This is a genomic window from Rhodococcus parequi, from assembly GCF_046042785.1.
Taxonomy (GTDB): Bacteria; Actinomycetota; Actinomycetes; order Mycobacteriales; family Mycobacteriaceae; genus Prescottella; species Prescottella parequi.
Genome location: NZ_JBDLNV010000010.1, coordinates 24001 through 41930 on the forward strand (window position 1 = coordinate 24001; position 17930 = coordinate 41930).

The 17930-nt window shown below is 68.7% G+C and carries 13 protein-coding genes; 9 read left to right on the forward strand and 4 right to left on the reverse strand.

Features of this window, described 5'->3' with window-relative positions:
- Nucleotides 1-97: 97 nt before the first annotated feature.
- Nucleotides 98-1831, reverse strand: a complete 1734-nt coding sequence (locus ABEU20_RS23550; RefSeq protein ID WP_420166807.1) for an acyl-CoA dehydrogenase family protein — start codon at nt 1829-1831, stop codon at nt 98-100.
- Between the two features lie 183 nt (nt 1832-2014).
- Here ABEU20_RS23550 and ABEU20_RS23555 point away from each other — a divergent pair, with 183 nt between their 5' ends.
- Genes ABEU20_RS23555 through ABEU20_RS23580 form a run of 6 tightly spaced genes read left to right on the forward strand, consistent with a single transcriptional unit; the run spans nt 2015 to nt 9053 of the window.
- Nucleotides 2015-2947 carry an oxygenase MpaB family protein gene (locus ABEU20_RS23555; RefSeq protein WP_420166808.1) on the forward strand — a complete coding sequence of 311 codons (933 nt, stop codon included), beginning with the start codon at nt 2015-2017 and terminating at the stop codon, nt 2945-2947.
- A gap of 29 nt (nt 2948-2976) precedes the next feature.
- Nucleotides 2977-4332 carry a cytochrome P450 gene (locus ABEU20_RS23560; protein ID WP_420166809.1) on the forward strand — a complete coding sequence of 452 codons (1356 nt, stop codon included), beginning with the start codon at nt 2977-2979 and terminating at the stop codon, nt 4330-4332.
- An 18-nt stretch (nt 4333-4350) separates the two neighbouring features.
- Nucleotides 4351-4950 carry a TetR/AcrR family transcriptional regulator gene (locus ABEU20_RS23565; RefSeq protein WP_420166810.1) on the forward strand — a complete coding sequence of 200 codons (600 nt, stop codon included), beginning with the start codon at nt 4351-4353 and terminating at the stop codon, nt 4948-4950.
- Between the two features lie 43 nt (nt 4951-4993).
- Nucleotides 4994-6577, forward strand: a complete 1584-nt coding sequence (locus tag ABEU20_RS23570; protein WP_420166811.1) for a succinic semialdehyde dehydrogenase — start codon at nt 4994-4996, stop codon at nt 6575-6577.
- An 11-nt stretch (nt 6578-6588) separates the two neighbouring features.
- Nucleotides 6589-8211, forward strand: a complete 1623-nt coding sequence (locus ABEU20_RS23575; protein WP_420166812.1) for an AMP-binding protein — start codon at nt 6589-6591, stop codon at nt 8209-8211.
- Nucleotides 8208-9053, forward strand: coding sequence for an SDR family NAD(P)-dependent oxidoreductase (locus ABEU20_RS23580; RefSeq protein ID WP_420166813.1), 846 nt, complete (start codon nt 8208-8210; stop codon nt 9051-9053). Before ABEU20_RS23575 ends, ABEU20_RS23580 begins: the two co-directional genes overlap by 4 nt.
- 60 nt (nt 9054-9113) lie before the next feature.
- Here the strand turns inward: ABEU20_RS23580 and ABEU20_RS23585 are convergent, their stop codons facing one another.
- Nucleotides 9114-10859, reverse strand: coding sequence for a proline--tRNA ligase (locus ABEU20_RS23585; protein WP_420166814.1), 1746 nt, complete (start codon nt 10857-10859; stop codon nt 9114-9116).
- Between the two features lie 243 nt (nt 10860-11102).
- Between ABEU20_RS23585 and ABEU20_RS23590 the strand changes: the two genes are divergently transcribed.
- The 3 genes from ABEU20_RS23590 to yaaA all read left to right on the forward strand — a co-directional run bounded on the left by ABEU20_RS23590 (nt 11103) and on the right by yaaA (nt 15586).
- On the forward strand, nt 11103-13232 hold the full coding sequence (locus ABEU20_RS23590) for a hypothetical protein (protein ID WP_420166815.1): 2130 nt from the start codon (nt 11103-11105) through the stop codon (nt 13230-13232).
- Nucleotides 13233-13417: 185 nt separating this feature from the next.
- Entirely contained in the window at nt 13418-14752 is a 1335-nt protein-coding gene (locus tag ABEU20_RS23595) for a hypothetical protein (protein ID WP_420166816.1), read from the forward strand.
- 90 nt (nt 14753-14842) lie between these two features.
- Nucleotides 14843-15586 (forward strand): peroxide stress protein YaaA, encoded by a 744-nt coding sequence (yaaA, locus tag ABEU20_RS23600; RefSeq protein WP_420166817.1) that lies wholly within the window; start codon nt 14843-14845, stop codon nt 15584-15586.
- On the opposite strand, the gene ABEU20_RS23605 is transcribed toward yaaA, so the two are convergent.
- Both ABEU20_RS23605 and ABEU20_RS23610 read right to left on the reverse strand, forming a co-directional pair.
- Entirely contained in the window at nt 15573-16445 is an 873-nt protein-coding gene (locus tag ABEU20_RS23605) for a DMT family transporter (protein WP_420166818.1), read from the reverse strand. The genes yaaA and ABEU20_RS23605 overlap by 14 nt on opposite strands.
- A gap of 41 nt (nt 16446-16486) precedes the next feature.
- Nucleotides 16487-17893, reverse strand: coding sequence for an MFS transporter (locus ABEU20_RS23610; RefSeq protein WP_420166921.1), 1407 nt, complete (start codon nt 17891-17893; stop codon nt 16487-16489).
- Nucleotides 17894-17930: the final 37 nt, after the last annotated feature.

Consider the following 17930-nt stretch of genomic DNA (forward strand, 5'->3'; position numbering starts at 1 on the left):
GTTCGGCGGTCTGTATCGATTGCGCGGGTCACACCCTACGGGCGAAACGGGCACCCGTCATCCGTTCGCCCGACACCGACCGCTGACCACCGCAGATCTAGCCGCGCATCTCGTAGGCGCCGTCGTACTCGGCGACCTGTTCCCACACCCGATCGAATCGGGCGGCATCCACCACGGGCTTGCGGATCACGCCGAGCGCCCACTCCTGTTGCGCCTCCGTCGACGACGGCTTGCCGTGCAACGCCACTGCGTGGCCGGAGAAGTCGCGGATGAGGATGTCGAAGATCTGCTCGACGAGGTCACGGTCGACTCCGACGATGTCGCCCTGCTCGAGAATCAGCTGCCCGTAGACCACCAACTCGAAGAGATGTCCGAGCGTCAGCAGGAAGTCGAGATCCGCGAGCTGGGCGTCGTCGGGCCCGGCAGTCGCCAGAAGCTCACGGAACGCGAGCGCCTGCTCGTAGAACCGCGCGACGTTGGGGATGTCGCCGTGTTCGACGTACGCACGGGTCCAGTCGTGGAACTGCACTTTCCCCGAACCCCGCGCCGGGCCCTGCTGCCAGAAGAACTCGTCGTCCGCGTCGTCGCTGCGGGTACCGATCTCCGGATACTCGGCGGGGGCGAACAGGTAGTTCGGCATGAACTTCAGGATGAGTGCGACGTTGACGTGCACGGTGCCCTCGAGTTTGGGCAGCGTGCCGATCAGTTCGGCGGCTTCCCGGAAGTACGTGTCCTTCTCGTAGCCCTTCGCGGCGATGACGTCGTGCAGCAGCGCCATCACGGTCTCGCCCTCGGAGGTGACCTTGGCCTTGGTCATGGGGTTGAAGAGCAGGTACCGCCGGTCCTCGGGACCCGCGCTGCGGAAGTAGTCGACGGCGCGAGCACTGAACAGCTTCATCGCGATCAGCCGGGCGTAGGCGTCGACGAAGTTGGCCCGCACGTGCGGAAAGTCGGTGACGCGCTTGCCGTACAGAATCCGGTTGTGCGCGTGCGTGATCGCCTCGTAGAACGCGTGTTCGCACATCCCGATCGACGCCGTACACAGGTTGAACTTGCCGACGTTGACGGTGTTGAGAGCCGCAGAGAACGCCTCCGGTCCGGTGTGCAGTATGTCCTGCTCACGTACCGGATAGTCGCGGAGCGCAAAGGTGCTGACGTACATCTGGCCGTGCACGACGTTGTCGATCAGCCGGTAGTGCAGGTGCCGACTGTCCACGACGAAGAACACGTAACCGTCGGCGCCCTCGACGTCGGTGCGCCGCCCGAAGACCGACACCATGCCGGCGACGTTGCCGTTGCCGATGTAGTACTTGGTGCCGTTCGCGCGGAAGACCGCGTCGCCGGCGCCGGCAGCTGCCTCCGGGGTGAGCAGCATGTCGGTGGAGTAGACGTCGGCGCCGTGATCGCGTTCGGACAGACCGAATGCCATGACACCGCCGGCGTCGAGTTGCTCGGCGGCACGCTGCCGGGCTGCGGCATTGGCGCTCATCCAGATCGGCCCGAGACCGAGCACCGTCACCTGCCACAGGTACCAGTACGCGAGTCCGTAGAAGCCGAGGATCTCGCTCAGCGCCGCGTTACGGGCGGCGTCCCAGCGCTTGTTGGGGTCGCCGTGCGCATCGGCCGCGGGTGTGAGGAAGGTCGCGAACAGCTTCTCGTGCCCCACGAAGTCCAGGAAATCGCCTGTCCACACCGCATGGAGGTCGTCCTGGAGCAGGCGCCGCTTTCCCCGGGACTCGAACCAGGCGATGGTCGCACGCAGCAGCCTGCGCGTGTTCGGATCGAGGTCCACGGGGTCGTAGTCACGCGGGTTCAGCAGCAGTTCGCCCAATGTCCTCGCCCTCCGCAGTGTGGATGGGTCACCCGGTCGGGTTCCTCCACGTCCACTGTGCGCCAGACGGCCCGCCGTTGCGGGGAATCCTCCGGAAATCTTGTCCCGCCGATCACCCACTGCTACGTTCTGACACAGAGATACATGTTTGTTCCACTGTCCCACTCTCGGCAGAAGGCACTCATGACGTCACCTCGTTCCGACTCGGCATTCGACGCCCTCATCCGCGAAGCCGAACCCGTGCTCGTCGACGACGACACCACCGAGCACTCCCTTCCGCTCGGCCCCGATTCGCTGGTCTGGAAGTTCTACGGCGACGTCCGCGGGCTCCTCGGCTTCCAGCGGCTGGCCGGCACCGAGAACTGCATCGAACAACTCGGGAAGGCCGTGGAGGACCACTCGGTGATCTTCTCGGACACCCTCGGCCGGGCGCGGCGCAGCGGACCGCCGATCATGAAGACGGTCTACAGCGAGGATCCTCATCACTGGGGTCGCACCGTCCGGGACTTCCACCGATCCATCAAGGGCACGGTCTCCGACGGGTCGCGATACCACGCGCTCAATCCGGAACTCTTCTACTGGGCACACGCGACGTTCGTCGATCAGGTCCTGTTCGTCACCGACACGTTCATCCGGCGCCTCTCCTACGACGAGAAGGTCCGGATCTTCGAGGAAAGCAAGCGCTGGTATGCGCTCTACGGGGTCAGCGCCCGGAACGAGCCACAGACGTACGAGGAGTTCGTCGAGTACTGGGACGCGATGCTCGACCGTTTCGTACCGACGAAGACGATCGTGTACGCGACCGGCTACATCCGCAAAGGCGTCCCACGGCCGCGGCGCATCCCGGCCCCGGTGTGGGCCGTCCTGTCCGCGCCGATCGACGCGTTCACCCGCAACATCGTCGTCGGGACGCTTCCGGCCCAGATGCGTGAGGTCTGCGGGCTGGAGTGGAACGCGAAGAAGGAGAAGCGCTTCCAACGGTTCGCGCGGGCGATGCGCGCATCGAACCCGGTGTTCAACCGGCTTCCGCTCGGCGCGCTCTACCTGCCCTGGGCCCGCGACGCGTGGCGACGCGTGGGCGTCGATCCCCGCCCCCTGCACAACCGACCGGCTTGACCCACGACACCGAACGCCCAGGAGTGCTCATGCGTAACAAGCAGTTGGCCCCGGTTCCCGCGGGCAGCGATCTGAGACCCATTCACGGCACGGGCGATCCGGGCGTGATCGAGGTGTTGCGTTTCGTCCGCGATCCGCTCGCGATGGTGGCCCGCCGACGGGAGTTGTTCGGCGACATCACGTATCTCAATGCGTTCGGAATCAAGTTCGTCGTCCCTCTCACCGCCGACGGTTCCGAGGCGGTCGCGATGAACCGGCAGAAGGCGTTCGCCAACGAACCCGCCTGGGGCTTCCTGATCGGGCCGTTCTTCCGCCGCGGGATCATGCTGATGGACTTCGAGGAGCACCGCCACCATCGGCGGATCATGCAGCAGGCGTTCACGAATACGCACCTCAAAGGGTACCTGCAGGACATGCAGCCGATGCTCGCCGATCGCGTGGCGCACTTCCCGGTAGGTGACGGCATCCGACTGCTCGACGAGTTCAAACAGTTGACGCTGGATCTGGCGCTCGAGATCTTCCTGGGTCTCGATCTTCCTCGTGCCGAGGCGGACCGGATCAACAAGGCTTTCGTGGACTGCGTCGCCGCGGGGTTGTCGATCATCCGCAAGAACGTTCCGGGCACCAAGTGGTCGCGCGGGCTGGCCGGACGCCGGACACTCGAGGAGTTCTTCTACCGGCATCTGCCGGCGAAGCGCGCGACCGCGACCCCGGACCTGTTCTCGGTGCTGTGCCACGCCCGGTCCGAGGACGGCCACACCTTCAGCGACGAGGACGTGGTCAATCACATGATCTTCGTTCTGATGGCCGCGCACGACACCTCCACCATCACGCTCACGACGATGGCGTACTACATGGCCAAGCACCCCGAGTGGCAGGCCCGTGCTCGCGAGCAGTCCCGCGCGCTTCCTCCCGAGATCTCGTACGACACCCTCGACCGGTTCACCGTGCTCGACGCGATCATGAAGGAGTCGCTGCGCCTGAACGCTCCCGTGCCCGGACTCCCCCGCCGGGCCGTCGAAGACACCGAGATCTGCGGTCACTTCATCCCGAAGGGCACCTACGTCAGCGCCATCAGCATGGTCAGCCACCACGATCCGGCGCTGTGGACCGACCCCGAGCGGTTCGATCCCGACCGGTTCTCGCCGGAGCGCGGCGAGGACCGAGTGCACCGCTACGCGTGGATGCCGTTCGGCGGCGGCGTGCACAAGTGCATCGGACTGTACTTCGGGCAGATGGAGATCAAGACGATCATGCACAACCTCCTGCTGCGGTACGAGTGGTCGGTGCCCGACGACTACGAGTGGAAGCTCGACAACTCGACGCTGCCGGTACCCAAGGATCATCTGCCCGTCCGGATGCGCCCGCTGCAGGGAGCACGATGACGACCGCCGACAGCCGATATGCTCCCCCTGATGTCCACACCATCCGAGTCCGCCGCCCCGTCCGTGTCACCGGAACAGGTGATGCTCGACGCCGCTCGCGCGGAGTTCGAGCGCTACGGGATCCGGCGCACCAACATGGACGACATCGCGCGCCGGGCGGGCGTCTCCCGCAGCACCCTCTACCGGCGCTTCCCCAACAAGGACGTCCTCGTCGAGACCCTGCTGATGCGCGAGACGGCGCTGTTCTTCGGAGAACTGGACCGGGTGGCCGCGGACCGGGATCCACACGGCGCGGTGATCGAGTGTTTCGCTCGCGGCGTCCGCATGGCGCAGGAGATACCGCTCATCGCCCGGATCCTCGAGAGCGAACCGGAGATGATCCTCGGGCTCAGCACCCGCACGGACGGGGCACCCATCGCGCAGGCCGCCGCGCAGGTCACGGTCGCGCTGCGGCGCAGCGGCGTCACGATGTCCGACGACGACCTGCGCGCGGTCTCCGAGATCCTCGTCCGCATCGCGGTCTCGTTGATGCTCAACCCGCAGGGGCAGTTGGATCTCTCGGACCCGGCGGCGGTCCGCCGCTACGCCGAGCGTTACCTGGTACGCCTGGTCTGGTGATCGCTGCGCTCGGCTTCGAGCGCACGCTGCCGAGGAGGTCCTCGTGACTTCGCTCGCGCCAACCGGTTTCGGTGAACGTTCGGCGACTCCGCCACCCGGCATCGGCCCGGCGCTGCTGGACGCGTTGCTCCGGCAACTTCCCCCGTCCGCGGATCGACGCTCCGCACGCGCCCCGTTCACCGGCGACCGACTCCCCGCTGTGCCGCAATCCGATCCGCTCGCGGTGGCAGCCGCCGCGACCACCGCCCGCGCCGCGCAGGCGCGGTGGGCCGAGACACCCGTCGGTGATCGCGAGCGGGTGGTGCGGCGCTTCGCCCGTGCCCTGATCGCTCACGAGCGCGAACTGTGCGACCTCATGCAGTGGGAGACCGGCAAGGCCCGGGTCCACGCCGCGATCGAGGTACAGGGCGTGATCCAGGTGGCCACCTACTACGGCCGGACCGGCGCCCGGCATCTGGAACCACGCCGCGCCGCGAGCGCGGTCCCCGGCGTCGTCACGGCCCGGGTGACCCACCGCCCCAAGGGCCTCGTCGGAGTGATCGCACCGTGGAACTACCCGCTGTTCCTCGCGGTCGGCGACGTCATCCCCGCCCTCGTGGCCGGGAATGCGGTCCTGAGCAAAGCCGATTCGCAGACGCCGTTGACCCTCCTGTCGGCCCGGAAACTCGCCGTCGATGCCGGACTGCCCGCGGCGTTGTGGCAGGTGGTTGCGGGCCCCGGCAGCCGGATCGGGCCGGCCGTGATCGATGCCGTCGACTACGTGTCCTTCACCGGATCGACCGCGACCGGACGCGACATCGGCCGCCGGTGCGCCGACCGTCTCATCGGCGCGTCCCTCGAGCTCGGCGGCAAGAACCCGATGATCGTGTGTGCCGACGCCGACATCGAGGCCGCGGCGACCGGAGCCGTGCAGGCGTGCTTCTCGAACGCCGGACAGATGTGCATCGGCATCGAACGGATCTACGTGCACCAGGACGCGTATCCGCGTTTCGTCGCGGCACTCGTCGAACGGACCCGTCGGCTGCGGATCGGCCCCGGCTACACGTACGACGTCGACATGGGGTCCCTCACCTCGGAGCGGCAGCTCGAGACCACCGTCGGCCACGTCGAGGACGCGGTCACGAAGGGCGCGACGGTGCTCACCGGGGGCCGTCCGCGCCCGGATCTGGGTCCGCTGTTCCACGATCCGACCGTCCTCGCCGACGTCACCGAGGACATGCTCGTGTTCGCCGAGGAGACCTTCGGGCCCGTCGTGTCGGTATACCGGGTGGACGACGACGATGCCGCCGTCCGGGCCGCCAACACCGGCGAGTACGGGCTCAGTGCGAGCGTGTGGTCCCGAGATCCCAAGCGGGGCAGGGCGATCGCGCAGCGGATCGTCGCCGGAAGCGTCAACGTCAACGACGGCTATCTGTCGGCGATCGCCGCCCTGGGCGCGCCGATGGGCGGGATGCGCACCAGCGGGATCGGGCGCCGGCACGGTCGGGAGGGGATCGTGCGGTACACCGAACCGCAGACGATCACGTCGCAGCGCATCCCGATCGCGTATCCGGACCGCTTCCGGGCCACGCTGCTGCACGCCCTGAATCTCGGCAATCGAGCCAAACTCTTCTTCCCGCGACGCTGACGAGGAGCACGATGAACCTTCGAGGTCCGGCCACCCGGCTCCGAGACGAGGCCGCCGCGGCCCGCATCCTGTGGGCCGCCGGGATGGTCCCCCGTGACCCCCGCCGCGCGGTCGCCGGGGTCCGCGCCGTCGCCCGGTCGGGCCCCTTCGGTGGGTTGCCCGCGTACTGCGCGGCCGTGCACGGCGACACTCCGGCAGTGATCGACGACCGCGGGGCCCTGACGTTCGACGATTTCGCCGCCCGCACCCACCGCCTGGCCGACGCGCTGCGCTCCGAGTTCCCCGATCACCGTCGGCAGCCGAGCATCGGCATCCTGTGCCGCAACCACGCGGATGCGCTCGTCACGCTGTGTGCGGCGGCCGCGGTCGGCGCCCGGGTGGTGCTGCTCGGCGCCGATTTCGGTGCGCGACAGGTAGCCGTCGTCGCCGAGCGCGAACACCTGGACGCTCTCGTGTACGACGAGGAATTCCGCTCTGCCACGGCGGGATTCGGCGGCCGACGCTGGTGCGCATGGTACGACGACGAGCGCCCCGCCGACGCCCTGGACCGCCTCGTCGACCGCGGCGACCCGACTCCCCCGCCCCGTCCGCCTCGTCCCGCATCGCTGGTCATCCTCACGAGTGGCACCAGCGGGATCCCGAAGGGCGCGCCGCGCGCCGAGCCCCGCACGCTGCTGCTGACCGCAGGGCTGCTCGACCGCATCCCGCTTCGCGGCGGAACGCGGGTCCTGTTGTCGGCGCCCGTCTTCCACGGGTGGGGCCTGCTGGTGGCGGTGCTCACCCTCATGCTGGGCGGGACGCTGGTGCTGCGTCGACGTTTCGACGCGGTACGCGCATTGGACGATCTCGAACGGCTCCGGTGCGGTGCGTTCATCGCCGTGCCCACGATGCTCCGGCGAATCATCGACCTCGGAGAGAGCATCCGAACCGCGGAGCTGACCGCGCTGCGCATCGTCGCCAGCGGCGGCGCCCGGCTGGAACCCGGACTCGTCCGGGAGGTCTCGAACTGCTTCGGCCCGGTGCTGCACAACCTGTACGGCTCCACCGAGGCCGCGTACATCAGCATCGCGACGCCGTCGGACCTGGCGGCCGCCCCGAACTGTGCCGGACGCCCCACACTCGGCACCGCCCTGCAGATCGTCGACGCCGCCGGACGAGCCCTACCCGCCGAGGCGGAGGGCCGGATCCTGGTGCGCACACCCGCTCAGATCGACGCCTACACCGACGGCACCCGACGCTCGGGCGCCGACGGATTCCTCGACACCGGCGATCGTGGGTATCTCGACGACGTCGGCCGACTGCACGTGTCGGGGCGGTCGGATTCGATGGTCGTGTCCGGCGGCGAGAACGTCTTTCCCGAGGAGGTCGAACTCGCTCTCCTCGACCACCCCCAGATCATCGACGCGGCCGTCACCCCGGTCGACGATGCCGACTTCGGGCAGCGGCTGCGGGCCTACGTCGTCGGCGTCGGCGAGGGGTCACCGGACGAGGCGGCGATCCGCGCCCACCTGGCCGGCCGCCTGCCACGCTCGCGGATGCCGCGGGACGTCGTCTTCGTCGACACGCTGCCCCGTGGATCGTCCGGGAAGGTCCTGCGACGCACGCTGGACGACCTGAAGGAGTATCACGCATGAGGGGTATCGATCCGAGAGGCCGCGTCGCGGTGGTCACCGGCGGCGCGCGGGGCATCGGCTGGGCCACGGCCGCAGCCCTGCGGGACGCCGGGGCACACGTCGCGATCGGCGACCTCGACAGGGCCCGGACCGCGCTCGCCGCGGAGGAACTCGGTGTCCACGGCGCGCACCTGGACGTCACCGACACCGCGTCCGTCGAGTCCTTCCTCGACGACGTCGAATCCCACCTCGGTCCGGTCGCGATCTGGATCAACAACGCCGGGATCATGCCGATCGGCCCGGTGCTCGAGCAGTCGGACGCGGTGATCCGCTGGGCCGTGGACGTCAACGTGCTGGGCGTGATGAACGGCGCGCGCGCAGCAGCACGCCGGATGGCGCCGCGCGGCGAGGGGAGGATCGTCAACGTCGCGTCGATCGCCGGACGGATCCCGGCCCCCGGCATGGCCGTGTACAACGGCACCAAGTTCGCGGTGGTCGGGTTCGGCGAGGCGCTCGACGCCGAACTCGCCGATCACGGCGTCCGAGTCTCGACGGTGCTGCCGTCCTTCACGAACACCGCGCTCGTATCGGGCACCACACCGGGTCGGATGACCCGGCCCGTCCCGCCGGAGCACGTGGCCGCGGCTGTCGTCACGGTGGTCCAGCGAGGCCGGCGTCAGGCCGTCGTGCCGAGTCGCCTGTCGGCGGGAAGTGCCGTGTGGCAACTGTTCCCGCGACCGGTAGCGCGAACGCTGCGGCGAGCCCTCGGGCTGGACACCGTCTTTCTCGACATCGATTCCGGGCGGGCCGAGTACGACGCCCGGATCGACCGGGACGTGCGCCCGGCCGAACCGATCGACTGAGTCCCGGGGCCGGGTCGCCGCGGTGCGACGACCCGGCCCCGGGATCGAGTCAGCTCGGTATCAGCTGCGGACCGCGGCGAGGATCTCGGCGAGCGCGTCGTCGACCGGAACCTCGCGAGATTCGCCGGTGAAACGGTCGCGCAGCTCCACGTTGCCTTCTGCGAAGCCGCGGCCCACGACCACGACCAGCGGGATGCCGATCAGCTCGGAGTCCTTGAACTTCACACCCGGCGACGCCTTGCGGTCGTCGAACAGAACCTCGACGCGGGCCTTGTCCAGCTCGGCGGCCAGGGCCTCGGCGCCCTCGCGGGCGGCGTCGTCCTTGTTCGCGATCACCAGGTGCACGTCGAACGGGGCGACCTCGGCCGGCCAGCGCAGGCCCTTGTCGTCGTGGTGCTGCTCGGCGATCACCGCGACCAGCCGCGAGACGCCGATGCCGTACGAGCCCATGGTGGGGCGGACCGGCTTGCCGTTCTCGCCCAGCACGTCGACGCCGAAGACGTCGGTGTACTTGCGGCCCAGCTGGAACACGTGGCCGACCTCGATGCCGCGGGCGGCAACCAGTGCGCCGGCGCCGTCGGGCGACGGATCGCCGTCGCGCACCTCGGCGGCCTCGATGGTGCCGTCCGGGGTGAAGTCGCGGCCGGCGACCAGGCCGACGTAGTGCTTGCCCTCCTCGTCGGCGCCGGTGATCCAGCTGGTGCCGTCCACCACGCGCGGATCGACGAGGTAGCGGACACCGTTCTCCTGCAGCGCCTTCGGGCCGATGTAGCCCTTGACGAGGAACGGGTTGTTCTTGAAGTCGGTCTCGGTGATGAGTACGTACTCGGCGGGCTCGAGCGACGCCTCGAGGCGCTTCTCGTCCACCTCGCGGTCACCGGGGATGCCGATCGCGAGCAACTCCCACTCGCCGCCGGGGACACGGGTCTTCACCATGATGTTCTTCAGGGTGTCCGCGGCGGTCACGGTCTTGCCGAGATCGGCGCCGTTGGCCCACTCGACGAGGGTGTCGATGGTCTCGGTTCCGGGGGTGTCGCGCACCTCGGCGGCGGGCAGGCCGTCGAACGGGATGGGCGCGGGAGCGAGCGTCTTGACGGCCTCGACGTTGGCGGCGTAGCCGGATTCGAGGCAACGGACGTAGGTGTCCTCGCCGATCTCGCTCTCGGCCAGGAACTCCTCCGACGCGCTGCCGCCCATCGCGCCCGAGGTGGCGGACACGATCACGTACTTGACGCCGAGCCGGGCGAGGATCCGCTCGTAGGTGTCGCGGTGCGCCTGGTACGACGCCGTCAGGCCCTCGTCGGTGAGGTCGAACGAGTAAGAGTCCTTCATGACGAACTCGCGACCGCGCAGGATGCCGGCGCGGGGCCGCTCCTCGTCGCGGTACTTGGTCTGCACCTGGTAGAGGGTGACCGGGAAGTCCTTATACGAGTTGTACTCACCCTTCACGGTGAGCGCGAACAGCTCCTCGTGCGTCGGACCGAGCATCATGTCGTTGCCCTTGCGGTCCTTGAGGCGGAACAGTCCGGCGCCGTACTCGGTCCAGCGGTTCGACGTCTCGTACGGCTCGCGCGGCAGCAGCGCGGGCAGCAGGATCTCCTGCGCGCCCATCGCGTTCATCTCCTCGCGGACCACGCGTTCCACCTCGCGCAGCACCCGCAGGCCCAGTGGCAGCCACGAGTAGACGCCGGGCGCGATACGCCGCACGTAGCCGGCGCGAACGAGCAGCTTGTGACTGGCGACCTCGGCGTCCGACGGGTCGTCGCGGAGGGTGCGGAGGAACAGGTGCGACATGCGAGTGATCACGGGGCATCAGCCTAGTCGGTTGAACTGCAGAGACCGACCGAGGGCACGGGTCCGCGCCCGCATCGTCACTCCGCAGACCGGCGGGTGCCCGAGCCGAGAAAGAACGGAAATCCGCGTTATGTACCAAATTCCCCGTAACTCGAGGTAGCTTAGCCTCGCCTTCATAAACATAGGCTTAGCTTTCCCCCGAGGTTCCGCGCGTCCCCACGTGTGCAACCACGGCTGCGACCAGGAAGAAGAAAGATGCACGCGTTCCGCAGAGCTGCGTTCGCGACCGTGGCGGTCGCCGTGGCATTGACGACGCCGGTGGGCATCGCAATTGCTGCCCCCGATACCCCCGGCGACAGCGGCACGGCCGTCCAAGCCACGTCGAGCACTCCCGTAACCACCAGTGCGAGCGCTCCCGCCGTCCGGGCGGCCGCCGGAACCCCGACCACGACCGTCACGAAGTCGACCGGACTGAAGGACGGCGACACGATCACCGCCTCGGGCACGGGCTTCTCCGGCGCGGCCCCCGGCATCTACGTGGGCCTCGTTCAGGACGACAAGTTCTCGTCGACCGACGCCAACGCCTGGATGACCATGGCATTCATCAAGTCGACTGACATCAGGAACGGCTCCTGGTCGACGAGCATCAAGGTCGTCGCCGCCAAGGGCGCGTACGACTGCATCGAGAACTCGTGCTCGATCTACACCGTCATGGCTCACGGTTCGAGCGACCGCAGCCAGGACACTGTGACTCCGCTGTCCTTCGCCGCGGTCACTGTCCCGACCACCACCGCGCCCCCGACAACCACCACGGTGCCGCCCACGCCCACGCCCCCGACGACGCCCCCAACGACGACGGTGACGCCTCCCACGACGACGAAGCCGACCACCACCAAGCCGACGACCACCGCCCCGACGACCACGCCGCCCACGACCACCGCCACTCCGCCGGTGACAGGCAGCGGGCCGCGCGTCAGTGTCGGCAAGACCAGCGGACTCAACGCGGCCGGCGACAAGATCAGCGTCCGGGGCAGCGGCTTCGCGACCACGGGAATGGGCATCTACGTCGGCATCGCGCAGACGAACAAGTACTCGTCGACGAACGCCGACATGTTCTACGGCACCAAGTACATCAAGGCCACGGACATGCCGGGTGGCTCGTTCTCGACGACGATCGACGTCATCGGCGCGTTCCCGAACGGGGACTGCGTCAACAACGAGTGCGCCCTCTACACGCTCGCCGCGCACGGATCCTCGGACCGCAGCCAGGACACCAAGACCAAGATCAGCTTCGTCGGCACCGCACCGCCGGTCACCGGAGGTGGTGGCGGAGGCACCGGAACGGGAGCAACCGGTGGCCCCGGGGCAGCCGGTGCCGCACCCGGCACCACCTTCACCGCGAACGGCAACCTGTCGGTGTCGCTGTCCAAGTCGTCCGACATCAATCCTGCGGGCGAGAACATCACGATCTCCGGGTCGGGCTTCTCCGGCGCGGCCCCCGGCCTCTACGTCGGCCTCGTGCAGCACAACGTCTTCTCCGCGGCCGACGCGTCGGTGTGGATGACCTCGGCATTCGTCAAGCCCGAACAGATCTCGGGCGGCAACTGGTCGCTGCCGATGGACCTTGTCTCCACGTCGGGCGCCTTCGACTGCATGAAGAACGCATGCTCGATCTACACGGTCATGGCACACGGATCCTCGGACCGCAGTCAGGACACCAAGACGCCGGTGAGCTTCGTCGGCGGCGTCGCCCCGGGCACTGTCACCGCACCCCCGGTACTGAATGCCGCCGGAGCTCCGGGCGCCGCGAAGACCGCGGCCGTGACCCTGTCGAAGGCCAAGGGCCTGAAGGTCGAGGGTGACGAGATCACCATCTCGGGCACCGGATTCTCGGGCGAACAGCCCGGTATCTATGTCGGCCTGATCCAGGAGAGCAAGTTCTCCACCACGGACGCGGGCGCCTGGATGACCACCGCGTTCATCACGCCCAGCCGGATCAAGGACGGCGCCTGGTCGACCAGCATGAAGGTGCAAGCGGTCAAGGGCGATTCCGACTGCACCAAGAACGCCTGCTCGATCTACACGATCGCCGCGCACGGCTCGAGTGACCGCAGCCAGGACACCCAGACGCCCGTGAGCTTCGGCGACGATCCCAACGCCCCCAACGCCGAGAAGGCCGCAGCCGCAGCACTGACCGCGGACGGCGGCCCGACCGACGGCGGCACGACCACGGCGGACGAGTCGAATACGTCCAACTCCGCGATCCGCAATCTCTCGGACGCGATTTCCGACGGCACCGCGTGGATCATCCCGCTGCTCATCGGAGCCGTCATCGGCGCCGGGTTCGCGGTCGCGACCACCGTCGCACTTCGCCGCCGGGCCTAGCATCACTTCCTCGCGTGGGGGCGTCCGCAACGGATGCCCCCACGCGAGTCATGCCCGAAATCTCTGGTGCACAACCGATTTCACCCCAGGGTGATCGGTCCACACTCTTTACTCCTGCAAGAACAAAGGCTAGCTTTACCTAAGTTTCGCCACCCCCTCGGCGAACCACATCAGAAAGTAGGAAGATGCGCGCGCTAACAAAGTCCGCGGTCGTGGCGGTTGCCGCCACGGTCGCCTGCACGCTGCCGCTGGGCGTCGCCGCCGCACAGACCAGCCCCTTCGGCTCTCTCGGCAGCCTCGGCTCGAGCGACCCCGGCCCCGAGACCCCGGCGCCGCAGGTGACCGCATCGAAGACCACGGACATCGCCGCCGCCGGTGAGGACATCACCATCTCCGGTACCGGCTTCGACGGCGCCGCCGCCGGCAACGGCCTCTACGTCGGCGTCATCCAGGACAACGAATGGTCCTTCACCGACGCGGACGCCTGGGGTGCACAGACTTTCGTCGTTCCGACCTCGATCGTCGGGGGCGCCTGGAGTACCACGCTCAACATCAAGGCCATCCAGGGCGGCGCGGACTGCGCCGCCAACGCGTGCTCGATCTACACCGTCATGGCCCACGGCTCCACCGACCGTAGCCAGGACACCAAGACCCCGATCAGCTTCGCGCCGCCGGTCGTCGTGCCGGTGAGCCCGGCCGTGACCGTGTCGAAGACCACCGGTCTGACGAACGACGAGGAGATCACGGTCACCGGCACCAACTTCTCGGCCAACGGCCAGGGCATCTACGTCGCGCTCGCGCAGGTCGACAAGTACTCCAACACCAACAGCGCAGTCTTCCACTCCACCAAGTGGATCAAGGCCGCACAGATCGTCGACGGCGGCTTCACCACCACGCTGAAGGCCACCGCGATCAAGGGCGACGCGAACTGCTACCTGAACGCCTGCGCGATCTACACGCTCGCCGACCACATCACGCTCAGTGATCGCAGCCAGGACACCATGACTGCCGTCGCCTTCGCGCCGAAGCCGGCCGTGACCGCGACCAAGACCACGAATCTGGTCGCGGGCGACACCATCACCGTCTCGGGCACCGGGTTCCAGGGTGCCGCGGCCGGAAACGGCATCTACTACGGCATCGTCCAGGACAACCAGTTCTCGACCACCGACGCCGGCGCGTGGATCACCACCGGATTCGTCCCCAAGGGTCAGATCGTGGGCGGAGCCTGGACCGCCACCATTTCCGCGGCCGCGGTCAGCGCCGCCTCGGACTGCTATGTGAACGCCTGCTCGATCTACACCGTCATGGCTCACGGCTCTCCCGACCGCAGCCAGGACACCAAGACCCCGATCACGTTCGCTCCGGTGGCCCCCGCGAACCTGGTCGTCGATGCTCCGGAGATCGAGAACGCCGCGATCACCCAGTCCGACTCGGACAGCGGTCTGCCGGTGGCTCCGCTCGCGATCGGTGGCGCGATCGCTGCCGGTCTGGCGGTGACGGCACTGCGTCGTCGCGCCTGAGCTGACACAGCTCTCGTAGGCCTGGCCTTCGTCCTTCGGGGCGGAGGCCAGGCCTGTTTCCTGTGGGCAACACCGGTACGGTTACCTACTGTGCTGGTGCTGCTTCCCCCTTCCGAAACCAAGTCCGACGGCGGCAAGGGTGCGCCGCTCGACCTCGGCGAACTGTCGATGCCTCAGCTGACGGAGACCCGCGAGACGCTCGTCGCGGCACTCGTCGATCTCGCGGACGACACCGAGGCGTCGAATCTGGCGCTGGGGCTCGGGCCGAAGCAGTCCGACGAGATCGAACGCAACGCCAAGCTGTGGGTGTCTCCCACCCGCCCCGCGCTCGAGCGCTACACCGGCGTGCTGTTCGATGCTCTCGACGCGAAGTCGTTCACGAAAGTGCAGCGGGAGAAGGCGTTCCGTCGGCTCGCGATGGGATCGGCGCTGTTCGGTGCCGTCCGGGCGGGCGACCCGATCCCGGCGTACCGGCTGTCCGGGGGATCCAAGCTCCCGGGTTTCGGCACGCTGCAGTCGTTGTGGAAGCCGGAACTGACGGACGCGCTGGTCGCGGAGGCCGACGGCGGTCTGGTGGTGGACCTGCGCTCGGGCACCTACCAGCAGCTGGGTCCGGTGCCGGACGCGATGATCGCGACGGTCCTCACCGAGCAGCCGGACGGCTCACGCAAGGTGGTCAGCCACTTCAACAAGCATCACAAGGGTCTGCTCGCGCGGGCGCTGACGGTGACGCGGGCAGAGCCGTCGGACATCAAGGGCGTCGCCCGGGTCGCGGCGAAGGCGGGTCTGCGGGTGGAGATCGCGTCGGCCTCGGAACTGATCATCCTGACCTGACGCCGGTGACGACGTCACCGACCCGGGCGCCGCTCTCGTGTTCGGCGGCGCCGCGCGCGAGCGCGACGACGGACACCGCGGTCGCGACCAGCGCACCGATCAGCAGCAGGCCGACGCCGCGGCCCACGTCGAGATATTCGCCCAGCACCACGAAGCCGAGGACCGCAGCGACGGCCGGTTCCGTCACCGTCGTCGCCGGCAGCGACGCCTGCAGTTCCCCGGTGCGGAACGCGAGTTGCTGAATGCCGACGGCGGCCGCGAACACCGCCGCGAGGACGTACACCTCGAGCGACGTCAGCAACGGGACGGGACCGCGAGCGAACAGGTGCACGACGGACTTGGTCAGCACGGCGCCCACCCCGAACAGCGCGCCACCGGCGAGCCCGAACAGCAGTGCCCGCCGCGCCGCGGATCCACTCCGCGCGGCGTACAGGCACAGCGCCAGTGAAGGCAGCCCGATCGCCGCGACGACGAACCAGTGCACGGTCTCGGCACGCTCGGCCCCCGGTTGGGGATCGCCGACGACGACCAGCACCGCGACGGCCACGGTCAGCGTCGCCGCCCACGCCCACTCGGACGGCCGCACGGTGCGACCGGAGAGGCGTGCGCCGAGCGGCAGCGCGAACATCAGCGACAGCACCAGCACCGGTTGCACCACCAGGAGTGAGCCGACGCCCAACGCTGCGGCCTGCAGTCCGTAGCCGCCCGCCCCCGCGAGCGCCCCGGCCCACCACGAACCGTCGCGCAGCGAATCCACGACGGACGTCGACGCTGCCACCCGCTGACGCATGACGTTGCCGATCGCGATGCACAGTGCGGAGGCGAGCGCGAGCAGGACGGAGAGCAGGGTGTCAGCCACCGGGGAGATCCTAGGGTCGGGCGCGGTCCGGCGCCTGTCGGTCAGGCCTGCTGCGCGGCCTTCTCGGCGGCCTGGGCCTGCGCTACCTGCTCGGGCGTGAACCGGATGAACAGCGCGGCCAGCGCGGCCAGCGCGGCCAGGATCGCGCAGCCCAGCAACGCGAACGTGTAGCCGCTCGAGAGGGCGTCGAGCTGGGTCTGGTTCATCTCGGTGGCCGCCAGCCCGGACACGCCGCCTTCCGACAGCGTCTTCGACGTGGCCATGGCGCCGACGATCGCGAGACCGACGGGGCCGAACAGAGTCTGCGCCACCTGCGCGATCGCGGCGAGCGGGCCGATCTCACCCGGGCCGACGCCCGCGATCGCACACAGCGGCAGCGGCACCACCGCGAGGCCGACACCGAAGCCGACCCCGACGACGAGCACGAACAGGTTCCCGATGTACGTCGCGGACGCGTCGAGCGTGGAGCCGTACAACAGGCCGACGAACGTGATCAGGGTTCCGGCCACGACGAGCCAGCGCGGCTGCACCTTCACCGCGATCTTGGAGGCGACGAACGCCGCCGCGCCGAGCCCGAAGGCGAACGGCACGAACGCCAGGCCGGCGTGCAGCGGCGTGTACTTCAGGACGTCCTGGACGAACAGCGCCACGAACGGCGCGAGCGAGAACATCACCATGCCGACCAGGGCCAGCGAGATGAAGGTGGCGACGCGGCTGCGATTGCGGAACAGCGAGAACGGCAGCAGCGGGTTCTCGGCGCGACGCTCGACGGCGAGGAACACGCCCAGCAGAACGAATCCGCCGACCAGCCCGGTCAGGACGAGCGGACTCCCCCAGCCCATCTCGGGTCCCTCGGTGAAGCCGAACACGACCCCGGTGCAGCCGAGGGTCGCGAGGATCGCGCCCGGGACGTCGAGCTTGAGGCGCTCGGCATTGGTCTCCTCCAGTGCCCGGAACGCGAACACCAGGATGACCAGGCCGATCGGGACGTTGATGAGGAAGATCCAGCGCCACGACACCTCGGTGAGCGCGCCACCGATGATGAGCCCCGTCACCGAGCCGATGCCGGTCATCGCCGCGAAGATCGCGATGGCCTGGTTGCGTACCGGTCCGGGCGCGAACGTCGTCGCGACGAGCGCCAGCGCGGTGGGCGACGCGATCGCCGCGCCGACCCCCTGCAGGGCCCGCGCGGCGACCAGAGTGGCCTCGTTGACGGCGAGTCCGCACAGCAGCGAGGTGACCGTGAACAACGCCACGCCGCCGATGAAGACCCGTTTGCGACCGAACGCATCACCGAGCCGACCGCCCAACAGCATCAGACCGCCGAACGTGAGTGCGTACGACGTGATCACCCAGTTGCGCCCGGAATCGCTGAGCCCCAGGTCTTCCTGGATCTTGGCGAGGGCGAGCGAGGCGACCGTGCCGTCGAGCACCATCATCAGCTGCATGCCGCTGAGGACGACGATCGCGAGCCCGAACGCCCGG

Bases quoted from the DNA above. Each gene is read 5' to 3' on its own strand.
- ABEU20_RS23565 (WP_420166810.1), top strand. From the start codon at position 4,351: ATGCTCCCCCTGATGTCCACACCATCCGAGTCCGCCGCCCCGTCCGTG.
- ABEU20_RS23590 (WP_420166815.1), top strand. From the start codon at position 11,103: ATGCACGCGTTCCGCAGAGCTGCGTTCGCGACCGTGGCGGTCGCCGTG.
- ABEU20_RS23580 (WP_420166813.1), top strand. From the start codon at position 8,208: ATGAGGGGTATCGATCCGAGAGGCCGCGTCGCGGTGGTCACCGGCGGC.
- ABEU20_RS23575 (WP_420166812.1), top strand. From the start codon at position 6,589: ATGAACCTTCGAGGTCCGGCCACCCGGCTCCGAGACGAGGCCGCCGCG.
- ABEU20_RS23595 (WP_420166816.1), top strand. From the start codon at position 13,418: ATGCGCGCGCTAACAAAGTCCGCGGTCGTGGCGGTTGCCGCCACGGTC.
- ABEU20_RS23555 (WP_420166808.1), top strand. From the start codon at position 2,015: ATGACGTCACCTCGTTCCGACTCGGCATTCGACGCCCTCATCCGCGAA.
- ABEU20_RS23610 (WP_420166921.1), bottom strand. From the start codon at position 17,893: ATGCAGCTGATGATGGTGCTCGACGGCACGGTCGCCTCGCTCGCCCTC.
- ABEU20_RS23560 (WP_420166809.1), top strand. From the start codon at position 2,977: ATGCGTAACAAGCAGTTGGCCCCGGTTCCCGCGGGCAGCGATCTGAGA.